Raw genomic sequence first — 21112 nt, forward strand, 5'->3', positions numbered from 1 at the left:
CGGAGCATGGCGGTGACCGGATATGTGATATCCCACAATTCTCAAAAAATGTCGAAAAAAAAGTGTTGCAACCAGTATGATGATTACAACACTTTGGTCATTCTTATTGTTTAATTCTTTTTGTTGGACCCATTGATGCAAATACCACTTCTCCTATTGCTCATGTCTCCCCTCAAAACATTACATTTAGAAGCATATGACATAATAATTAACCACTACCCCATATTATAAATAGCACCTAGAGATACTTATTTCAGACTGATAATCAGATTTTTATTGAATTTATTAATCTATATGTTATGACAACATATCTTTCAGACATGTACTCCGGTAGTCACTCGGTGATATTTTATATCTTTCTTTAAATACTCGGTTAAATGTTCTCTGACTTTCAAATCCACTATCCAGACAAATGTTTGTAATAGAATCACTCGTATTTTCCAAACGCTGGCATGCATAGTTCAGCCTTACATCGTTAAGATATTGATTAAAATTTCTATGGAATGTTTTGGAAAAGAGTCTGGATAAAACATATTTGCTCACCCCCAGATCTTTTGCCATCTCTTCCAGCGAAAATTTCTTCTTAAAATTTGCTGATATATAGGAAACTGTCTGGTAAATAAGATCGTTGCTCCCCACATTACTCTTTTCTACCAAATTTAATTTTCCTATGCAGCGTGCCAACACAATTTGAAGATATGCCTGTGCAACAGTAATATCCGACTGTTCTGTCTCTAAAATTGCATTTATAACCCTATATACCTCCGGTTCAACCTTTTCCGCTTTGATGATTGGGTATTCAGGGGCCATGGATTGCATGATATCTGCAAATTTGGCTATCGTAAATGGCGATGCAATCAGATAAGTCGCTTTATTTACACCGGGTGTCAGTACCTGATAGTGATGAATAACATCTGGAAATACAAAGCCTATATCTCCTTTTTCCATATGGTATAGTTCCTGTCCGACACCAAGTTCTAATACTCCACTTGTTACACAAACGATCTCCAGTGCATTATGAAGATGAGGTTCAATATGTTTTGACTTCCTATTTATTGCTATGATCTCCTCTTTTGTGTCAACATATTTTAACTGCATGAAATACTCCCCTTTGCAACATTTGTCTATATCTTCTTTCGATTTGGCAAGCAATCCTTTTACACCTATCTTATAATCAACTTGTAAATAAGGAAAGGAGGAATTGCAAATGAGCAACCTAAAAAAATATCTGAATGACCTTTTAGTATTCTACACTGAATATTTTGAGCATCCTTACCATGCATAAATACTAAAAGGACTATTTTGTGAAAACTGAATATTTTCTTAAGGCCATTTCACAAAAATGAAGTGGTTCTTTTTTATTTTCAAAATACAGTTCAATCACTTTATATATAGAAAAAAGCACTGTCTCATCGAGCAACGACCAGACAACGCTTTCTCCTGTCAATTCTAATTTATGTCTGATGCATCTGTTACTTCATCTGTAGCAATTCCTTTTTCTGCTTTCAGTTTTTTATTTGCATCTTCTACATTCATTCTTGAAAGTACAAACATAATCAATACATCAAAGATTAACGGAAGCCAAAGATACATAAACTGCATCATATCAAGTGCAGACTGCGGCTGAGTTGCATTTGTTCCGATATATCCACTGAACTCAAGCAGCCATCCAACAACAGCGGTTCCAATACCTCCACCGATTTTTACGCCAAGAGAAGTACAAGAGTACATCGTTCCGTCAATTCTCTTTCCCTGTGTAAGATAAGTGTACTCAGAGCAGGATGCGATAACTGCATTCATATCTCCCTGCCATGGTCCCTGACCTAAGGCTGCAAGAGCTGTAAATGCCATCATCAGCGGAACACTGCCCATATATCCTGCAACAACAACAAGTGCTCTACCGATGACTGCTAAGACATAACCTCTTAAGTTCAGTTTATACATACCTTTCCACTTACCAACTAATGTCGGTGTGAAAATCAGGGCAATGATCAGTGGAATATTTACTGCCCATGCAAATTGTCCAAACAAATTCTTATTTTTCAGTACCCATGTCATGTAATAAATGCCAGCTCCAATCATGGCACCATATAACTGCTGTAAAATATATGTTCCACAAATCATCATGTAATATTTGTTTTTGACAAGAAGCTTGAATGCCTGTACCATTCCATACTTTTCATTATCATTCTTTACTTCTCCTTCATTAAGTTCTTCCTCCGGAAGTTCCTTAACAGAAAGTGCTGAAATCGTATTTACGACCAGACCAATGATTGCATAGATAATAGCAACCGTTCTCCATGCTGCAGCATCTCCACCACATTTATCTACAAATCCAACTGTAATTGCCTGAATCAGAAGACTTGTTGAAAACGCAAAAATAAAACGGTAAGATCCCATCTGCACACGCTCTTTGCTGTTCTTTGTAATCAGTGACGTAAGTGCTGAATAAGCAATATTGTTTGCTGTATAAAACACACCATTTAACAGTGTGTAAGAGATAAAGAACCATGCATATTTAGCCGTTGTTCCCAAGCTGACTGGTACTGCAAAACAGCAGACCAGCGTAATGGCACAACCAATATATCCATATAGCATCCAGGGTTTCGCTTTTCCCATTTTACTGTGTGTTTTGTCAATCATTGATCCAAAAAATATATCCGTAAAACCATCAAATAGTTTTGATACGGCAATCAGGGTACCTACGACACCTGCAGCAAGTCCTACTGAGTCCGTCAAATAGACCATCATAAAAGATGTCAGGAACGCATAGACTACATTACCTGCAATATCGCCTGATCCATATCCAATTTTGTTATACCATTTCAAATACTTTTTTTCTTCCATCGAATTTCTTTGCTCCTCATCTTCATCGCACTTAGAATTTCAAGATGTCTAACAGAGTATGATGTCTAATTCTAGTTTTTTCTCTGTTTTTGTCTGATTGCTCTGTATATCCGGACTTTACATAACAATCAGACTCTCTTTCCTTGTTTACAGGTTACATGAAACTTTATTATCCCTTTATATACGGTATCAGTGTAAACTGGAACCGGAATAATACATCATCAAATCGGTACTGCTCCAATACAACTGGACCACAACTGTTAGAACCAATGCCATTTAGTGCATAGTCAACACAAAATACTACACTATCTGATTCTGTCAGTTCATAATTATGCGTTTTCTCCTCAAGTTCTTCCTGCGTATAATAAGAAGCATTGAATGAGAAGGCATTTTCCGCAGAGACCACAATTCCATATCGGCTGTTGTTAAGCTCTACATATTCACAATCATAATGGCTTCCATTTTCCTGTGGGCGAATATAATCCTCATGCAAATCATCTACATTTGCCTGATACAAGCCGTGGCTCGCAGCCTGATGTTTGTCACAATAGCTTTCCTGTGGTCCCATTCCAAAGTATCGTGCAGCTGAAAGTTTTTTATCCAGGAACATCCTCACACCAAATCTTGGCAGGTCCGGAAATTCATCATCTTTTGTTACTGCAATATCTGCATCAATCTTTCCAGCAGCTTCTATTTTCCATGTGATCGTCACATCAAGAATCTTCTGTACTGTCTCTGCCACAACGGATGCATGGCTTGTAATTTTCACACCATGCTTTCCCTGCACGACCTCTGTCGTGTAAGCTCTTGTATAAGCTTTATCATAATGGGCTTTCTTCCATTCAGACTTGATGTACATATCATTATCTGTTGGTGCCCTCCAGATATTTAATTCCATCGGGTGGTTCAGATATTCCCGACCTGCAAATTTCATCTCTGTAAAAAGTGCAGTCCGTCGGTCGATTGTATATGCGAATTCACGGCCTTTGATATGAATCTGGGTATCATCTTCACTCACCTGTAATTCAGAATCCGTCACTGTTTTTTCAACCCATTTTTCTGCTAACTGGCATTTGGCATCCTTCTGGCTTACTTCGATCTCATCAAATCCAAGGATATAATCCTCTTCCAGCAGAGGTATTTCTTTTTTCAGGTGGTAAGTGAGTTTTAAATAACATTTTCCATTTTCCGGAACGTTGACCTGCAGGTTTGTTTTTCCTTCACTATGTGGTACCACAGATACTTCAGCAAGTTTTCCTTTCCCAATCAAAAGTCCATCCTGTGTCAATTCATAGCTGATTTTCACATAATCTTTCAGATTATCAAAATCCATGTAGTTATGAAGCACCAGTTCTCCGCTTTCTTTGTCATAGGAAATAACCCTTGCCGGGCGATAAACATTCTTGTATTCCAAAAGTCCTGTATGTACCGTTCTGTCCGGATATACTAATCCATCCATACAGAAGTTGCCATCATGAATTTCTTCGCCATGGTCGCCCCCATAAGCATATATAGTCTTTCCATTCTCAGCAGTTCCATGAGCAATCGCATGGTCACACCATTCCCAGACAAAACCGCCACACATTTTATCATTATCCTGAATCATCTGGAAGTAATCTTCAAAATCTCCAGGTCCGTTTCCCATACTGTGACAGTACTCTACCAAAAGAAAGGGTTTGCTTCCATCTTTATCCAGATATTCCTGAATTTCGGAAAACGCCGGGTACATCCGGCTGTACACATCCAGATTGCTGTAATCATATGTTTCATCATAATTACGATATCTTGCACTCTCATATTGTGTGATACGGTCTGGATCAAAATTCTTTGTCCATTCCAGTGCTTTTTCAAAGTTGCAGCCATAAGCACTCTCATTTCCCATTGACCACATAACAATACAGAAACGGTTTTTGTCACGTTCCACCATGAGTTTTACTCGATCAACGATTGCCTCTTCCCATACCGGATCATCTGCAATCTTCTCATTCCATCGTTTGAACCGATTGTAATCGGTGTCTTCTTTTCTGTAGATCATAAATGGACCATGAGCTTCAATATCTGCTTCATCTATTACCATGAATCCATACTTGTCACACATTTCATAGAAAAATGGTGCGTTCGGATAGTGGCTGGAACGGATCGCATTAAAATTATGCTGCTTCATTAACGTAAGATCGGTTGTAATCTGTTCCGGATTGATTGTAAATCCAGTAACCGGATCAGAATCATGTCGATTGACACCACGGAATTTAATCTTCTGTCCATTTAAATAAATAACCTGGTCTTTAATCTCTATCTTTCTTAATGCAATGTGATCTACAATTACTTCATTCTCTGTTTCAAGAATCAGTTTATATAGATATGGATTTTCTGTATTCCAAAGTTCCGGACTTGCGATTTCTAATACAGCTGTTCCTTCTTCAGCAATACTTCCTAGTGCTACAACTGCTCCGTTTCTATCTTCAATCGAAATTTTTACATTTAACGGAGAGTAGAATTTCATTTCAATTTCTACTTTCGCAAGCATATCCTCAATTCTTGTTTTAATATGATAATCACTGATTGCCTGTTTTGGGCGTTTCAAAATGTACACATCCCGGAAAATACCACTCATACGGAATTTGTCCTGATCTTCCAAATAGGAACCATCACACCACTTCATGACCAGAACCGCTATGCTGTTCTCTCCGTCCCGAAGGAGGTCGGTGATATCAAACTCACTGGTCATATGAGAAACCTGGCTATAGCCTACATAAGAGCCATTGATCCATACATAAAAGCAACTGTCTACTCCTTCAAAATTCAAGAAAGCTTTTGGTGCATTTTCATCTTTGTGATAAACAAAGGTATGTGCATATGTTCCACATGGAATATCCTGTGGTACATACGGTGGATCAAATGGGAACGGATACCTGATGTTTGTATACTGATGTGTGTCATATCCTGCCATCTGCCATACACTCGGAACCTGAATCTCATCAAAATTTTCTGTATCATAATCTTTCTCAAAGAAGGGTTCCTGAACATCATAGATACTGTTAAAATACTGGAACTTCCAAGTTCCGTTCAATAACTGCATTCGGTCTGACTCTTCCCTGTGCTCCACCAGGTTATCCATTCTTTTGGATGCCGGAATAAAATAGGCTCTGGCTGGCATTGTATTTTCATGCAGTACGCTTAAATCCTCATAATAACGTGGTACAATCATAAATAACTCTCCTTTAATACATATACATTTTTTTGCACTTTGTTTTTCCACAGCAAACCTTGTCTTTTACTTTTATGTTTACTCTTCTCTGTTTTGCTATATATATCTTATCCTAATCTGCAAAACATGTCTATGAATTGGATTAGACAAAATATGCACTAAATGATACAATAACAAAAAAAGGAAAAGAGGTGCTACCATATGTATATGAATACCGGTTATTTAAACCACTCCCATATGGATTTCAAAGACAAAAGTCGCCCACTGGTTGTAGGAAGTTGCGGTACTTACCGCCTTTCCAGCCATCCAAAGTTACCAACCTACCGTCCAAGGGGACGCCTGGATTATCAGATTATCTATATCACTGCTGGTTGTGGGCATTTTCATTTTGACAATATGGAAAACGAAACGATTGTCCCCGCCGGTAATATTGTACTGTACAGACCGAAGGAACTTCAGAAATATGAATATTATGGAAAAGATAAGACAGAAGTATACTGGATTCATTTTACAGGCAACAATGTAAAAAATATCCTACGGCAATATGGATTCCCGGATAAAGAGCGTGTATTTCAGGTCGGAACCTCTATGGAATACGAACAGATTTTCAAGCGTATTATCATCGAGCTTCAGCGTTGCCAAGATAATTATGAGGAAATGCTTGTCCTTCTGCTCCGTCATCTTCTTATCATCTTTCATCGGGAACTGACCAGGGAACATATCTCGAAAAATGAATACCTGGATCACGAGATAGATAACGCAGTTACCTTTTTCAGTGAAAATTATAACCAGAATATTAGCATAGATGATTATGCTGCCTCACGTGGAATGAGTGTCAGCTGGTTTATCCGAAACTTCAAAAAATACACAGGTTCTACACCAATGCAGTTTATTGTGGGAATCCGAATTAACAATGCCCAGATGTTACTTGAAACAACAACCTATTCCATCAATGAAATTTCTAAAATCGTCGGGTATGATAATCAGCTTTATTTCAGCCGGCTTTTCCACAAGCTGAAAGGATATTCCCCAAGAGAGTACCGAAAGATAAGAAACAAGTTCTAAAATCCACAATATCATAAATCCAGTTTCCCCTCCAAAAGAGGATGACGCTCCATAAGCGCCTGACTTAGTTCCTTGCCCGACTGCATTTTATGCCACTTTCGGATGCACTCCCTGCAGCATGTTGCCGGATTGTATCCAACCCTTTTTCAGATTCGTGATTTTTTTCAAAATCCGGCTTTATAATCAAAAAAGTACTCATCTCAGACACCTAGTACCTTTTACACAAAAAAACCAGATACCATTTTCGAATGATATCTGGCTTTTCTCTTCTTATACATCTCTTATCAGTCTTTCGTTTCCATAATAACAATCCGACCATTTACAAAACTGATCTTCACTTCATCATCCACAAACTGGTTGCTCACCGTCAGACTGTCGCACGGCATCAGATCATGATGATTGAGCGGCCATTTCGTACCCTCCAAACTGAAATCATAAATCTCACCTTCCAAAGAAAATACAGAAAGATATGGTCCGTATGCTTCTGACTTTTTCAGCACACAGGATTTATTCGTTACCCAGATTTTATTTTTCTCATCCAGAATGCAGGCATTTACTCCGGCATCACATGCCACACTAAGTGTCTGGACATTCGCCCACAAATGATCGATTCTTCCACCGGTTGCCCCAAGAAGGATCATCTCTTTGCTTCCCAATGTAATTCCCAGCCGAAGAGCAATCTCTGTATCCGTCGCATCCTTAACCGGATTATATTCCCGGATCGGAATATTCGTCTCCTTGCGATAGTAATCAATCACCTTTGGATCAATACTGTCAAAATCCCCAACAATATACTGAGGCTCAATCTTATGGTTATACAGATACTCAAGCCCCTTATCTACTGCGATAATATAAGCCTCCGGATTTGCTTCAAGAACCTTCTCTGCAAATCCCTCGTCAAGCATTCCCCCACTGATAATGACTGTCTTACTCATAATTCTTTAAAATCTCCATCAATTCTCTTGTGTTTTCTCCTGCATTCCCTTTGAATACAGCTGATCCCGCAACAATCACATTTGCTCCCGCATCCAGTGCTTCTTTCACATTGAATGCATAAATTCCTCCGTCAACCTGGACATCAGTCTCAAGTCCACGTTCATTCAGCATTGCCCTAAGTGTTCTGACCTTATCCAGCATCTCAGAAATCAGCTTTTGTCCGCCAAATCCCGGATGGACTGTCATCACAAGGAACATATCCACTTCACCAAGGAATTCCTTCAGGACCTCCACCGGTGTATCCGGTGAAATTGCCAGTCCTGTCTTCATGCCACACGCTTTGATCTTGTCCAGAGTCGCACGTATATCCTTGCATGCTTCATAATGTACAGTAAGAATATCCGCTCCTGCCTCTGCAAATGCTTCCACATAACGGATTGGTTCCGTAATCATCAGATGCGTATCTATCACCTGCTTTACCGCCGGTTTGATTGATGCAAGCACAGGCATTCCAAAAGAAATACTCGGTACAAACACGCCATCCATCACATCAAAATGTAAATATACCGCTCCATTTTCCTCTGTCTGGCGGATACCTTCTTCCAGATTACAAAAATCTGCCGATAAAATAGATGGTGATAATTTATATTCCATTTTAGTTTAGTACCTCCTTTTTTCCTTCTGTTCCAGTTCCCGATACATCTCACAATAATCTTCATACCGCACCGGATGCACTTTTCCCTCTTCCAGAGCCTCTTTTACCAGACACCCCGGTTCACTGATGTGATTACACCCCTGAAACCTGCAGCCTCCCTGATACTGATCAAACTCCGGAAAATAATATTTCAATTCTTCCTTGCCAAAATCATTGGTATACAGTGACGAAAATCCCGGTGTATCCATGATATAGGAATCCTCGTCGATCGGGATCAGTTCTGAATGGCGGGTAGTATGTTTTCCCCGCTCGATCTTTCTGCTGATACTTCCGGTCTCCATATTGACATTTTCCTGAAGACAGTTGATCAGAGAGGATTTTCCAACTCCTGAAGGTCCGGCAACAGTTGTTGTCTTTCCTTTTAGTGCCTCTTTAATCTCCAGAATATTTTCTCCTTCTCTGGCACTTGCAAAGATCACACGGTACCCACAAGCCTCATAAGTCTTCTCCAGAGACTCGATTTCCGGCTCATCTGCAATATCCTTCTTGTTGAAACAGATAATAACCGGAATCTCCTGCCGCTCCATCATAACCAGAAACCTATCCAGCAGATTAAAATGCGGATCCGGCTTCTTCACTGCAAATACAACCAGTGCCTGATCAATATTTGCCACTGCCGGTCTGATCAGTTCATTCTTCCTTGGAAGGATCCGGATGATATTACCGGTCTTCTCTTCTGCATCTAAGATCTCATATTCTACCAGATCTCCGACCAGTGGTTTAATCTTCTCCTTACGGAAAATTCCTTTTGCTTTACATTCATAAATGACAGATTCTACTACGTCATAAACGTAGTAGAATCCTGCAATCCCTTTTATAATTCTTCCCTGCATAAAACAGTCCTTTTAATTTCCTGTATTGTTGCCGTTATTTGAGTTGTTACCGGAATTATTGCTACCCGAATTGTTACTGTCGGATCCACTGCTTGCCTGTGAGCCATTGCTTACATACAGTGTGATCGCAGTTCCTACATCTACCGATGTACCTTCTCCCGGATCAACTTTTACAACTTTTCCAGATGGTTCTGCACTGTCAATATCAACTTCTGTATAAGTCAGATTTCTGGCATTCAGTGCTGAAATCGCATCTCCAAGTGTCTTTCCTGTCAGAGTTGGTACCTTCACCTGATCTGCAGGCTTTGGTCCTTTGCTGACAACATAACTCACACTTGTTCCTTCAGCCACCTTCGTTCCGGCATCTGTGCTCTGACGGATAATCATACCTTCTGCATAATCATCTGAATATTCTTCACTGCTCGTTCCGCCATCGGACAGTCTGCTTGCACTCAGTGTAGATACCGCATCATTTACATACATTCCCACAATTGGCGGAACTGACACCTTATCCGGCTGTTTTTCACCTTTACTGATATACAGTGTGATTTTAGAGTCAGCAGATACCTCTGTTCCCTCTGCCGGATCAGTCCTTGTTGCTTTTCCACTTTCAACATCACTGCTGTATTCACTGGTAACAGTAATGTTCTTGCTCGTAAAGCCCTGTTTGATCAGTGCTTTCTTGGCTGCATCTTCATTCATTCCCTCTACACTCTGGATCATGATCTTTTCCGGTCCTGAACTTATTACAACCTTGATCACCGTATTTTTCTTGACTTTCTTTCCTGCTTTTGTCTTCTGCTCAATAATCGTACCTGCTGCCTTATCTGATGCTTTCTCGGATTCTACTTCCAGCTTCAGCTGCTTCTTTTCGCACATCGTCTCTGCAACATTCTGCGGCTGTCCGACCAGATTTGGCACTTCAATCTCATTGGAAACTGAAATCTGACTGTCTGAACGCTTACCGAACACACCTGCTGCTTTGCCGATCAGGAAAATCAGCGCAAATGCAACGATCACTGCAACTGCAACCATGAGGATCTTCATCATCTTGTTCATCTTCGGATCTACGCCATTTTTACTGTTACCGCGTCTGCCCCCGTTATAATTATCCTCTTCGTCATCCTCATCATAGTCATCATTTTCGTCATATTCTTCATCGTCATAGCCATCATCATACTCTTCGTCATCATAACCATCGCCCTGACGCTTTTTCATACGTGCCATCCGCTCCGGCGAGATCATCACCGTATCTCCCATACTCCGGATCGGAACCATATCTACAAATTCGCCACTCGGATCGACCAACGCCCTCTTCAGATCCTGGATCAGTTCTCCGGCACTCTGGTAACGTCTTTCCGCGCTCTTCTGTGTACACTTGAGAATAATCTTCTCCAGCGCCGGATATAAATCCGGTGCATACTCAGAAGGCGGGGTAATATTCTCCTGTAAATGCTTCATTGCAACCGAAACAGTAGAATCGCCATCGAAAGGAACCCTTCCGGTCACCATCTCATACATGGTGATACCTGCAGAATAGATATCACTCTTCTCATCACAATAGCCACCCCGTGCCTGCTCCGGAGATACATAGTGTACCGATCCCATTGCACTGGTGCTGACTGTCTGCGATGTTGTCGCCTTTGCAATACCAAAATCCGTAACCTTTACCTTTCCTTCTTTGGAAATGATAATATTCTGCGGTTTGATATCTCTGTGTATGATGTGATGATTGTGAGCTGCCTCAATACCGGTACACATCTGAATTGCAATACTGATCGCTTCCTTGGAAGAAAGCTTTCCTTTTTTATGCACATATTCTTTCAGAGTGATTCCTTCTACCAGCTCCATGACCATATAATAGAGTCCTCGATCCTCCCCTACATCATATACATTGACAATATTCGGGTTCAGAAGCCCTGCTGCTGCCTGTGCTTCTGACCGGAATTTCTTTACAAAGTTTTCATCTTCCCTGTATTCTTTTTTCAGGACTTTCACTGCGACATATCTGTTCAGCATACAGTCCTTCGCCTTATATACATCCGCCATTCCACCGGCTCCGATCTTGCTCAGAACCTGATAACGGCCACTTAAATAAATCCCGTCTTTTACCATATACTCACCTCATCAGAAAACGGTTCTGCAAGAACAACACTGATATTGTCATTGCCCCCGTTCTCATTCGCCCGGTCAATCAGATTCTGACCGGCTTCTACGATATCTCTTGCCCCTTTAACTATCGCAAAAATTTCTTCATCCTCTATCATATTACTGAGTCCATCGGAACACATCAGGATGATATCTCCCTTTTTGAGGCTGAATTCATAAAAATCCACCTCTACATCCTCTTTTACTCCAATTGCTCTGGTAATGATATTCTTATCTGGATGATGTCTTGCCTCTTCCTCATTGATTCCTCCCAGACGAACCATCTCTTCTACCAGGGAATGGTCTCTGGAAAGCTGCCTGATATCCTTATTCAGAAGATACAGACGGCTGTCACCTACATTTATAAAATAAAGTGTATGATCGATCACAGTTGCCGCAACCAGAGTGGTTCCCATCCCCTCCAGATTAATGTCTTCATCTGCTTTCTCGATCAGCTTGTGGTTCGCTGTCTGAGCCGCATCTTTTAAAATCTCTTCCGGCCCATCCTTTAATGTATGCTTCAGTTCTTCTTTCAGAACTTCCACCGTATATTTTGACGCAAAATCGCCTGCCTTGTGTCCACCCATTCCATCGGCTACTACCAGAAGATTCGGCAGCGTACCTAATGACTCATCTGTGGCAAACACGTAATCCTGGTTCATTTCACGTTTTCTTCCAACATCTGTCATAGAAAATATTTTCATATTTTATACTCCTTGCATCGTCTTGCGCCGTAACTGTCCACAGGCTCCGTCTATATCTGAGCCCATTTCTCTTCTTATAGTAACATTTATCCCGTTTTTTTCAAGTTTATTTTTGAAATTCTCGGCACTTTTTTTGTCCGGTTTTTCGTAGTTTCTCTCCTTGATCGGGTTCACCGGAATCAGGTTTAAATGGCAGTTTCTGTCTTTTAAGATTCCCATCAGCTCTTTTGCATCCTCCGGTGTATCGTTTACGCCGTGAACCAGGCTGTACTCAAAGGTGATCCTCCGTCCGGTTTTTTCAAAGTAATAATCACACGCTTCCAGAACCTCATGAAGCTCGTATTTATTTGCCACCGGCATCAGCGATCTTCTCTTTTCCTGGTTGGAACCGTGCAGGGAAAGTGCCAGCGTGATCTGCAGCTTTTCTTCTGCAAGTCTCCGGATGTTCGGTACAATTCCACAGGTAGACGCCGTGATATTTCTCTGGCTGATATTGAGTCCGTGCTCATCACTGACCATGTGAATGAATTTCAGAAAATTGTCATAATTATCCAGCGGTTCTCCGGTTCCCATGATCACAATATTAGAAACTCTCTCGCCAGTGATCTTCTGGATCTGGTAAACCTGTCTTAACATCTCTGACGGTGTCAGGTTTCGTTCCAGCCCGTCCAGTGTTGATGCACAAAAACGGCATCCCATCCGGCAGCCAACCTGCGAGGATATGCATACCGAATTGCCATGTTTATATTTCATCAGAACACTTTCTACCATATTCCCGTCTTTCAGACAAAACAGGAATTTATTGGTCCCGTCAATCTTTGAAATCTGTCTTTTTTCCATTTCGACTCTTCGTATTTCATATGCTGCTTCCAGTTTCTGGCGTAAAGTTTTTGGAAGATTGGTCATTTCTTCAAAATCATCCACCAGCTTTTCATGGATCCAGGAATAAATCTGTCGACTGCGGAATCCTTTTTCTCCAATCGCCAGCATTTCTTCCTGTAACTCTTCAAATGAATACGAAGCGATATCTTTTTTTTCCATTATCTGCCCCTCCGGATAAATTTAGCAATATAGAAACCATCGGTTATATCAGACGGGAAAATCTGTTTCTCCCATTCCAGGTCAAATTCCGGATGTTTTTCGGAAAACCATCCGGCGTTTTCCTCGTTCTCTGTCCTGCTGATCGTACAGGTGCTGTACATCAGTGTTCCCTCCGGCTTCACATATCGGCAAACCGCATCCAGGATCTCTCTCTGAAGTGCTGCAACTTCAGTCTCCGTCTCCGGGTTCATCTTATACTTCAGATCGGTCTTCTTCGCAAGAACACCAAGGCCGGAACACGGAAGATCCGCGATCAGAACATCTGCTTTTTCCTCAGAGTCCGCATCGAAGCAGGTTGCATCCTGCTGCACTGCACGGATATTTTCAAATCCCATCCGTGAAATATTTTCCCGAATCAGCTCTACCTTCATCTCTGTCAGATCCCTTGCTTCTACCATACCTGTCCCATTCAGGATCTGTGCCGCATGGAGCGCTTTTCCTCCCGGTGCCGCGCACACATCCAGTATGTAATCTCCTTCTTTGATTCCTGCCTGTTCCGCTACCATGATCGAAGCTGCATCCTGTACCTGGAATTTTCCTTCCCGGAACGCCGGGATTGCTGCCAGATAATCATAGCCTGAGATCAGAAGCGCAGACGCAAGAAGCGGATGTTCTTTTACCTGAATGCCTTCTCCTGTCAGCTCTCTGATCAGCTCTTCTTTGGTGGTTGCATTTCCATTGATCCGGATTGTTGTTGCACGTTCTTTATAAAAACCTTCCAGGATGTATTTCGTCTTCTCTTCTCCATAATCTCTCACCCACATACGGATGATCCATTGTGGCATGGAATACTTTATTGAGAGAAATTCTTCTGTATTCTCCGGATACGCAATCTTATCAATGTTTCGCGCGATATTTCTGAGTACCCCATTTACAAATCCCCGCAGGTTCTTAAAGCCTTTCCGGATAGCAAGGTTGACTGCTTCATTGCATGCTGCCGAATCCGGAACCTGATCCATGTATTTGATCTGATAGACCGCACAGCGCAGGATATTGCGGATCACCGGTTTCATTTTTTCTGTCTTTACTTTTGAAAACTGGTTGATAATATAGTCCAGTTCTATCCTCCGCTCTGTTGTCCCTTCTGCAAGCCTGGTCAGAAATGCACGGTCCTGCTTGGACAGATACTGATATTTTTCCAGCACCTGTCTGAGCACGATATGACTTTTCTCTCCACGCTCGATTTCCAGCAGAATCATCAGTGCAAGTTCTCTTGTACCTACTCCCTGGTTATTCGTCGTCATTTCTTCTTCCTCCTGTCAGGATCAGTATTCTTAAAAGCTGCAGAAGTGCAGATGCTGCACTCGCCACATAGGTAAGCGCTGCCGCTGTAAGAACACTTCTTGCCTCACGTACTTCTGATTCATATAGCATGCCTGAATTTTTCAGGATTTTAAGTGCTCTTCCCGATGCATTAAACTCTACCGGAAGCGTGATGATCTGGAACAGCACTGCCAATGAAAACATCAGGATCCCAAGATTGATAAACAATGTAGACATTTCTCCTCTGATAAATAATCCCATTATGATCAGCGGCCATGAAATCCCGGATCCAAAATTCGCCACCGGAACAAGTGCTCCGCGTATTGTCAGCGGTACATAATGCCTTGCATGCTGGATCGCGTGTCCACATTCATGTGCTGCAACTCCAAGTGCCGCAACCGATGTCGAACCGTAGGTGGAATCTGAAAGCCGCAGTACATGGTTCGCCGGATCGTAATGATCGGTCAGTTTTCCACTTACTCTCATCACCTGTACATCATAAATCCCTTCCATCCTGAGGATCTGCTCCGCAGCCATCGCACCGGTGATCCCGGCGTGGTTGCGAACCTGATCGTACCTGGCGTAAGTGGAATTCACTTTGGCGGATGCAAGGGCGCAGATGATGACGCCGATGATGACAAGGAAATAAGTTGGATCAAAATAATATGGGTAGTACATGTTTGCCTCCTTGTTGAATAAGGGTCCGCCCGGAAGCGAAATATATTCGCACGCAGGCCCGCTCGCGCTTAGTCCGGAAACGCAGCGGTACTAAGCGCGACCTTCGCTTACGCTCGGTCTTGCTAAGTGCCGGCGTTTTCGATGACCTGCTTAGCGAATATATTTCGCTTCCGGGCTACATTTTTCAATGAGTGTCGGCTGTTTGTCCTATCGTGCGGTGCACGATGGGACAAATGCGCCAAAGGGCGCGAAAAACGCTTTGCGTTTTTTTTCGCCAGATATGTTAGGTCATAAAATATTTGTTATATTAGCAAAACTCAAATTTTAAAATTAAATTCTAACCTAATTTTTCTCCTGTTTCTATGTGGTATCCGCGTAGGAAGGCATCGGCTTCCATGCGTTTTTTGCCTGGGATCTGGAGGGACTTGATGGCTAGTCTGCCTTCACCGGTCTGAACTTTAAAGCCGTGTTTTGTGACTTCTGTGATCGTTCCGGGCTCATGAGTATCTATGGTTTCTACAACATCCTCTACTTCTGCTTCCCAGATTTTCATCGTTTTGCCTTCCCACTGGGTGTAGGCACTTGGCCATGGATTTAAGCCGCGGATCAGGCGTTCGATTTCTACTGCTGTTTTCGTCCAGTCGATCTCACCGGATTTTTTGTTGAGCATTTTTGCGTATTCGGTGGTGCTTTCGCCCTGTTTTTGTGGAGTAATGGTTCCTTTTTCCAGTTCTGCAAGGGTACGGACGCAGAGTGTGGCTCCTTTTGCGGAAAGTTTATCGAAAAGGCTTCCTCCTGTTTCTTTTTTATCTAATGTGATTTCTACTTTTTCCAGCATATCACCCGTGTCAAGTCCTTCATCCATCTGCATCGTTGTGACACCGGATACTTTTTCTCCATTGATGACCGCCCATTGGATCGGTGCAGCACCGCGGTATTTCGGCAGAAGGGATGCATGGACATTGATACATCCGTACGGTGTCATTTCCAGAATCTCTTTTGGAAGGATCTGTCCAAATGCCACGACTACGCAGACATCTGCCTGATATTTTTTCAGTTCTTCGATACATTCAGGTTCCCGGATCTTCTTTGGCTGATAGACCGGAATATTATGTGCAAGTGCACATTCTTTTACCGGAGTGAACTGCATTTCTTTGCCTCTGCCCTTTGGCTTGTCCGGCTGTGTGACAGCGAGCACTACTTCATGTCCTGCTTCTACCAGTGCTTCCAGTGTTCCGACTGAGAAATCAGGAGTTCCCATAAATATTATCTTCATCTTATCTTAACCTCCCGCTTCCAGCCTAGGCTTCTTCGTATTCTGTGCTGTGAAGTTCGCCTTCTACTTTTTCTACATAAAGATGACCGTCCAGATGCTCCAGTTCGTGACAGATTGCTCTTGCCATCAGTCCTTCGCCTTCGATCTCGTATTCTTTCATATCTTCATCAAGTGCTACTGCTTTTACATAATTCGGACGGGTAACAATACCGGATTTACCTGGTACACTAAGGCATCCTTCTTCCCCGGTCTGTTCTCCGCTGCTCTCTACGATGCGTGGGTTGATCATGACAACCGGACCTTCTCCGATATCGATGACAACGATTCTTTTGAGAATTCCAACCTGTGGTGCAGCAAGACCTACCCCCATTGCCTCGTACATGGTCTCTAACATATCATCGATCAGTTCTGTTGTTCTTGGTGTCATCTTTGTTACTTCCTTACACACCTTTGTCAGTACTTCATCGCCTATTTCTCTGATTTTTCTAATTGCCATTTGTTCTTCCTCCTGCCTTTTCTTTTAAAATCCACTCATCGGATCAAAATCAAACTGAATCCGCATCTTTGCAAATCCCCGGTTCAATTCAATATATTGTTCCATTTTATCTTTCATTTCAATCAGGATCTCATAGGATTCCTGCTTCAGATACAAAACTTTCCGGTACACATCCTTGACCTTTCCGACTGCCGGAGCTGCCGGACCGATCACCTGTACCTTGCGGTTCTTCGTGATCCGCATTGCATATAATTTGAGATAGTGCATTCCTTTTTCCAGAAGTGCTTCATCCTCACAGGCTACCAGTACCGCCATCAGATGCTCTGCCGGCGGATACCCCATCAGTTCCCTGTAATTCATCTCTTCTGTATAAAATGCCTGATAATCCTGACGTGCTGCCGTCTGGATACTATAATGCTCCGGGCTGTAGGTCTGAATCACGACCTCTCCTTTTTTTGCCCCTCTTCCGGCCCTTCCCGCAGCCTGCGTCAGAAGCTCGAATGTCCTCTCTGCTGACCGGAAATCATCCGAGTATAAGGACATATCCGCAGCAAGCACGCCAACCAGGGTCACATTTGGAAAATCATGTCCTTTTACGATCATCTGCGTTCCGACAAGAATATCTGCCTCTTCATTTGCAAATGCAGATAGAATCTTTTCATGTCCTTCTTTGGATCTTGTAGTATCCAGATCCATCCGAAGTACCCTTGCCTGCGGAAATTCCTTTTTTACCAGTTCTTCAATCTGCTGTGTTCCTGCGCGGAACCCCCCGATATGAGGGGAGCCGCAGGACGGGCATTTTTTTGCAACCGTTTCTTCGTAGCCACAGTAGTGGCACACCATTTTCCCATTATTGTGCGCTGCCAGTGAAACATCACAATGAGGACATTTTACTACATATCCGCAGGACCTGCAAGAAAGGAATCCGGCATACCCTCTTCGATTCAGAAACAAAATGATCTGTTCTTTCTTTTTCAGACGTTCTTCCATCAGCTCATGGAGCCTGTCACTTAAAATAGAACGGTTCCCTTTTTGCAGTTCTTCACGCATATCCACCGTGTAGACCTCCGGAAGCTCTGCTTTTGCAGTCCGCCTCTTTAATTCCAGCAACGTATACTCTCCCAGCTCGCACCGGTAAAATGCTTCCATGGAAGGGGTTGCCGATCCCAGTACCACACTTGCCCCTTCCAGGCTTGCACGTTCGATTGCCGTCTCCCGCGCATGATACCGGGGAACCTGTTCACTTTTATAAGCTGCCTCATGTTCCTCATCGATCACGATCAGCCCAAGACTCGGAAACGGGGTAAAAAGCGCAGATCTTGGACCGATCATCACATCAATCTCTCCTTTTTTCGCCCGCATCATCTGGTCATACCGCTCTCCCGCTGAAAGTCTGGAATTCATGATGGAAACGCGTTCCCCAAATGTCCTGTAAAAGCGCATCACCGTCTGGTAAGTCAATGCGATCTCCGGAATCAGTACGATTGCCTGCCGCTTTTCCTTTACCACCTGCCGGATCATTTCCATATAGACCTCTGTCTTGCCGCTTCCGGTCACACCGTATAAAAGATAGGTCTTTCGGATCCCTTTTTTATAATCGTTTTCAAACGTCCGGATTGCACTTTCCTGCTCCTCCGTGTAGGTAATAAAATGCTGCTGCTGCTCTTTTTCTTTCACAGGATTACGGTAAATCTTATGATTTTTGATTTCCAGAACCCCCTGCTCTTCAAGCGCTCTCACCACCGTCAGCGTGATATTCAACTTCTGGCTGATCAGAGAATATTCTACCTCTTCATCATCCAAAAGTGCTGCCATCAATCTTGCCCGCGCTTTCTGGTTCTTGTGAAGATATTCTTCCAGCTTCTTTTCGCCTGCTTCTCTGGAAATACATCTTTTTAAAATCCGCTGTTCCTTCTGCTGCTCGGTACGCTTGATTGGAAGCACCGTTTTCAATGCCTGGATCATCGTACCTCCATAATATTCTTTCATCCACGCTGCAAGTGCAACCAGCCTTGCCTCAATCGCTACACTTGATGTATCTGTGCGCAGAATATCCTTTATTTTTTCCGCATCATAATCACATGTTTCCGAAAAACCGACAATATACCCCTTCGTTTCCCGGTTACCCCGTCCAAACGGCACAATGACGCCTGCACCGGTTCGTAAATCTCCTTCCAGTTCTTCCGGTACACGGTACTGAAATACTTTATCCAGTTTTTCATGTGTAATATCTATAATAATGTCTGCGTACATTCTGTCTGTTCCTTTTTCTGTCTCTTTTGTGCAGCAAGCCTGACGGCTTTTCGCACCAGTTCCCGGTCATCCATCGGATACCTGACTCCCTGGATCTCCTGGTAATTTTCATGTCCCTTTCCCGCAATCAGAAGGATATCCCCTTGTCTTGCCATTTCCACCGCAAAGAGTACTGCCTCTTCCCGATCCTGGATCATCCGATAGGCTCCGGAAGTTTCTTTGATGCCTTCTTCAACGTCTGCCATAATCTTCGCCGGCTCTTCCCATCTCGGATTATCTGAAGTGATGATCGTCAGATTCGCAAGCTCTCCTGCCACTCTTCCCATCCCGCCTCTTCTGCGTCCGGCACGGTTGCCTCCACATCCAAACACCAGTAAAATACGTTCTGGTTCGTAAATTCTCAGCATTTTAAGCACTTTTGCAAGACTCATGGCATTATGCGCGTAATCAATGTAACACAGGATATGTTCTCCTGCATCTACCCGTTCCATCCTGCCTCTTACCACCAGATGCTTTAACACGTCTCCTGCTTCTTCTCTTTCAAATCCAAGACAGCTCACCGTCTGTAAAGCAGCCAGTGCATTGTACACATTAAATTTTCCAGGAAGGGCAAGCTCATATTTTCTATCATCTGCATAAAATACCGTTTTAAGTTCTCCACCTTCCATCAGAAAACTGATTTTTTCTGCCGTCAGTACATGACTGTTTCTAAATCCTCTTTCCTGCCCTTCTTCCCGACAGGTAAATCCGTATTTCGTGCAACATTTTCTCTGGAACATATAGCTGCACTGTGCATCATCCAGATTCCCTATTCCAATCCTGCACTGTTCAAAAAGACATGATTTGTAATATCGGTATTCCCCAAGACTTGCATGCTCGCCTGGTCCGATGTGATCCTCCCCGAAATTAGTGAATACCGCAATTTCAAACCAGATTCCATCGATCCGATGCTGCTTTATTCCCTGTGAAGATACCTCCATCACCGCATAGTGGCAACCTGCTTCTACCATTTTAGCAAAATACGACTGAATGGTAAAGGCATCCGGGGTCGTATTTTGCGAAGTTACCACTTCATTTCCAAGATGGTGGCCGATCGTACCGATCAGTCCGCATTTTTGACCAAGACTTTCCAGCATCTCCCGGATCATCACTGCCACCGTACTTTTCCCCTTTGTGCCGGTCACGCCAATCACTTTCAACTTATCAGCAGGACTTCCAAACCAGATCCTGCTGATCCCGGCAAGAGCTTCCCGTGTATCTTTTACCAGAACGACGGCAACATTTTCCGGGAACTTCAGCATCCTTCCCCCAGATACCAGTTTTTCTATCAGAATGCAGGATGCCCCAAGGTTGCAGGCTTCTTCTATATAATCATGTCCATCTGCCCGGCTTCCCTGAATGCAGACAAACAGACTGTCTTCTTCTGCCTTTTGGGAATTACAGGTAATCCCCCGGATTTCCATCTCTTCTTCTAATTCCGGCATTTGGATCACCGCATGCTGAATCCTTTTAAACAGAACCGAAAGCTTCATAAGGCTCCTCTTTTTGGACTCTTTGTTTTCAGAATATGCTGTTTCCCATCAAACGTC

At 42.8% G+C, this 21112-nt stretch carries 16 protein-coding genes and 1 pseudogene; 1 reads left to right on the forward strand and 16 read right to left on the reverse strand.

The features are described 5' to 3' along the window. Positions 1-297: 297 nt before the first annotated feature. The 3 genes from PGR14_RS02795 to PGR14_RS02805 all read right to left on the reverse strand — a co-directional run bounded on the left by PGR14_RS02795 (position 298) and on the right by PGR14_RS02805 (position 6055). On the reverse strand, positions 298-1098 hold the full coding sequence (locus PGR14_RS02795; RefSeq protein ID WP_055246364.1) for a helix-turn-helix transcriptional regulator: 801 nt from the start codon (positions 1096-1098) through the stop codon (positions 298-300). A 351-nt stretch (positions 1099-1449) separates the two neighbouring features. After that, the gene (locus PGR14_RS02800; RefSeq protein WP_055157439.1) at positions 1450-2847 is read right to left on the reverse strand and encodes an MFS transporter; all 1398 of its coding nucleotides are present in this window, start codon (positions 2845-2847) and stop codon (positions 1450-1452) included. A 169-nt stretch (positions 2848-3016) separates the two neighbouring features. After that, positions 3017-6055 carry a glycoside hydrolase family 2 TIM barrel-domain containing protein gene (locus PGR14_RS02805; protein ID WP_270222933.1) on the reverse strand — a complete coding sequence of 1013 codons (3039 nt, stop codon included), beginning with the start codon at positions 6053-6055 and terminating at the stop codon, positions 3017-3019. A gap of 201 nt (positions 6056-6256) precedes the next feature. On the opposite strand from PGR14_RS02805, the gene PGR14_RS02810 reads away from it, so the two are divergent. Beyond that, complete coding sequence (locus PGR14_RS02810; protein ID WP_270222934.1) at positions 6257-7120, forward strand: AraC family transcriptional regulator; 864 nt, start codon at positions 6257-6259, stop codon at positions 7118-7120. An 11-nt stretch (positions 7121-7131) separates the two neighbouring features. Here PGR14_RS02810 and PGR14_RS16200 read toward each other — a convergent pair. The 13 genes and pseudogenes from PGR14_RS16200 to PGR14_RS02875 all read right to left on the reverse strand — a co-directional run. After that, positions 7132-7245 (reverse strand): annotated as a pseudogene (locus tag PGR14_RS16200) (DUF4186 family protein); the annotation flags it as partial. 159 nt (positions 7246-7404) lie between these two features. Next, positions 7405-8055 (reverse strand): thiamine diphosphokinase, encoded by a 651-nt coding sequence (locus PGR14_RS02820; RefSeq protein WP_008372144.1) that lies wholly within the window; start codon positions 8053-8055, stop codon positions 7405-7407. Further along, the gene (rpe, locus tag PGR14_RS02825) at positions 8048-8710 is read right to left on the reverse strand and encodes a ribulose-phosphate 3-epimerase (protein ID WP_118198806.1); all 663 of its coding nucleotides are present in this window, start codon (positions 8708-8710) and stop codon (positions 8048-8050) included. Before rpe ends, PGR14_RS02820 begins: the two co-directional genes overlap by 8 nt. A gap of 6 nt (positions 8711-8716) precedes the next feature. Further along, the gene (gene rsgA, locus PGR14_RS02830; protein WP_008372146.1) at positions 8717-9604 is read right to left on the reverse strand and encodes a ribosome small subunit-dependent GTPase A; all 888 of its coding nucleotides are present in this window, start codon (positions 9602-9604) and stop codon (positions 8717-8719) included. A gap of 12 nt (positions 9605-9616) precedes the next feature. Continuing rightward, positions 9617-11719 (reverse strand): Stk1 family PASTA domain-containing Ser/Thr kinase, encoded by a 2103-nt coding sequence (pknB, locus tag PGR14_RS02835; RefSeq protein WP_195488512.1) that lies wholly within the window; start codon positions 11717-11719, stop codon positions 9617-9619. Next, the gene (locus tag PGR14_RS02840) at positions 11713-12456 is read right to left on the reverse strand and encodes a Stp1/IreP family PP2C-type Ser/Thr phosphatase (protein WP_022220921.1); all 744 of its coding nucleotides are present in this window, start codon (positions 12454-12456) and stop codon (positions 11713-11715) included. Before PGR14_RS02840 ends, pknB begins: the two co-directional genes overlap by 7 nt. A 3-nt stretch (positions 12457-12459) precedes the next feature. Continuing rightward, positions 12460-13497, reverse strand: a complete 1038-nt coding sequence (gene rlmN, locus PGR14_RS02845) for a 23S rRNA (adenine(2503)-C(2))-methyltransferase RlmN (RefSeq protein ID WP_055157425.1) — start codon at positions 13495-13497, stop codon at positions 12460-12462. After that, the gene (rsmB, locus tag PGR14_RS02850; protein ID WP_270222935.1) at positions 13497-14801 is read right to left on the reverse strand and encodes a 16S rRNA (cytosine(967)-C(5))-methyltransferase RsmB; all 1305 of its coding nucleotides are present in this window, start codon (positions 14799-14801) and stop codon (positions 13497-13499) included. The genes rlmN and rsmB overlap by 1 nt, the downstream gene beginning before the upstream one ends. Then, positions 14788-15498: a zinc metallopeptidase gene (locus PGR14_RS02855; RefSeq protein ID WP_008372155.1), complete on the reverse strand. Its 711-nt coding sequence runs from the start codon at positions 15496-15498 to the stop codon at positions 14788-14790. Before PGR14_RS02855 ends, rsmB begins: the two co-directional genes overlap by 14 nt. A 337-nt stretch (positions 15499-15835) precedes the next feature. After that, complete coding sequence (gene fmt, locus PGR14_RS02860; RefSeq protein ID WP_270222936.1) at positions 15836-16774, reverse strand: methionyl-tRNA formyltransferase; 939 nt, start codon at positions 16772-16774, stop codon at positions 15836-15838. A 25-nt stretch (positions 16775-16799) separates the two neighbouring features. Beyond that, entirely contained in the window at positions 16800-17270 is a 471-nt protein-coding gene (def, locus tag PGR14_RS02865) for a peptide deformylase (RefSeq protein ID WP_008370813.1), read from the reverse strand. 24 nt (positions 17271-17294) lie between these two features. After that, positions 17295-19523 (reverse strand): replication restart helicase PriA, encoded by a 2229-nt coding sequence (gene priA / locus PGR14_RS02870; protein ID WP_270222937.1) that lies wholly within the window; start codon positions 19521-19523, stop codon positions 17295-17297. After that, positions 19502-21055 (reverse strand): UDP-N-acetylmuramoyl-L-alanyl-D-glutamate--2,6-diaminopimelate ligase, encoded by a 1554-nt coding sequence (locus PGR14_RS02875; RefSeq protein WP_270222938.1) that lies wholly within the window; start codon positions 21053-21055, stop codon positions 19502-19504. The genes priA and PGR14_RS02875 overlap by 22 nt, the downstream gene beginning before the upstream one ends. Positions 21056-21112 lie beyond the last annotated feature (57 nt).

Origin of the sequence: Coprococcus sp. AF99-45, assembly GCF_027663865.1 — a bacterium.
Lineage (GTDB): Bacteria > Bacillota > Clostridia > Lachnospirales > Lachnospiraceae > Allocoprococcus > Allocoprococcus comes.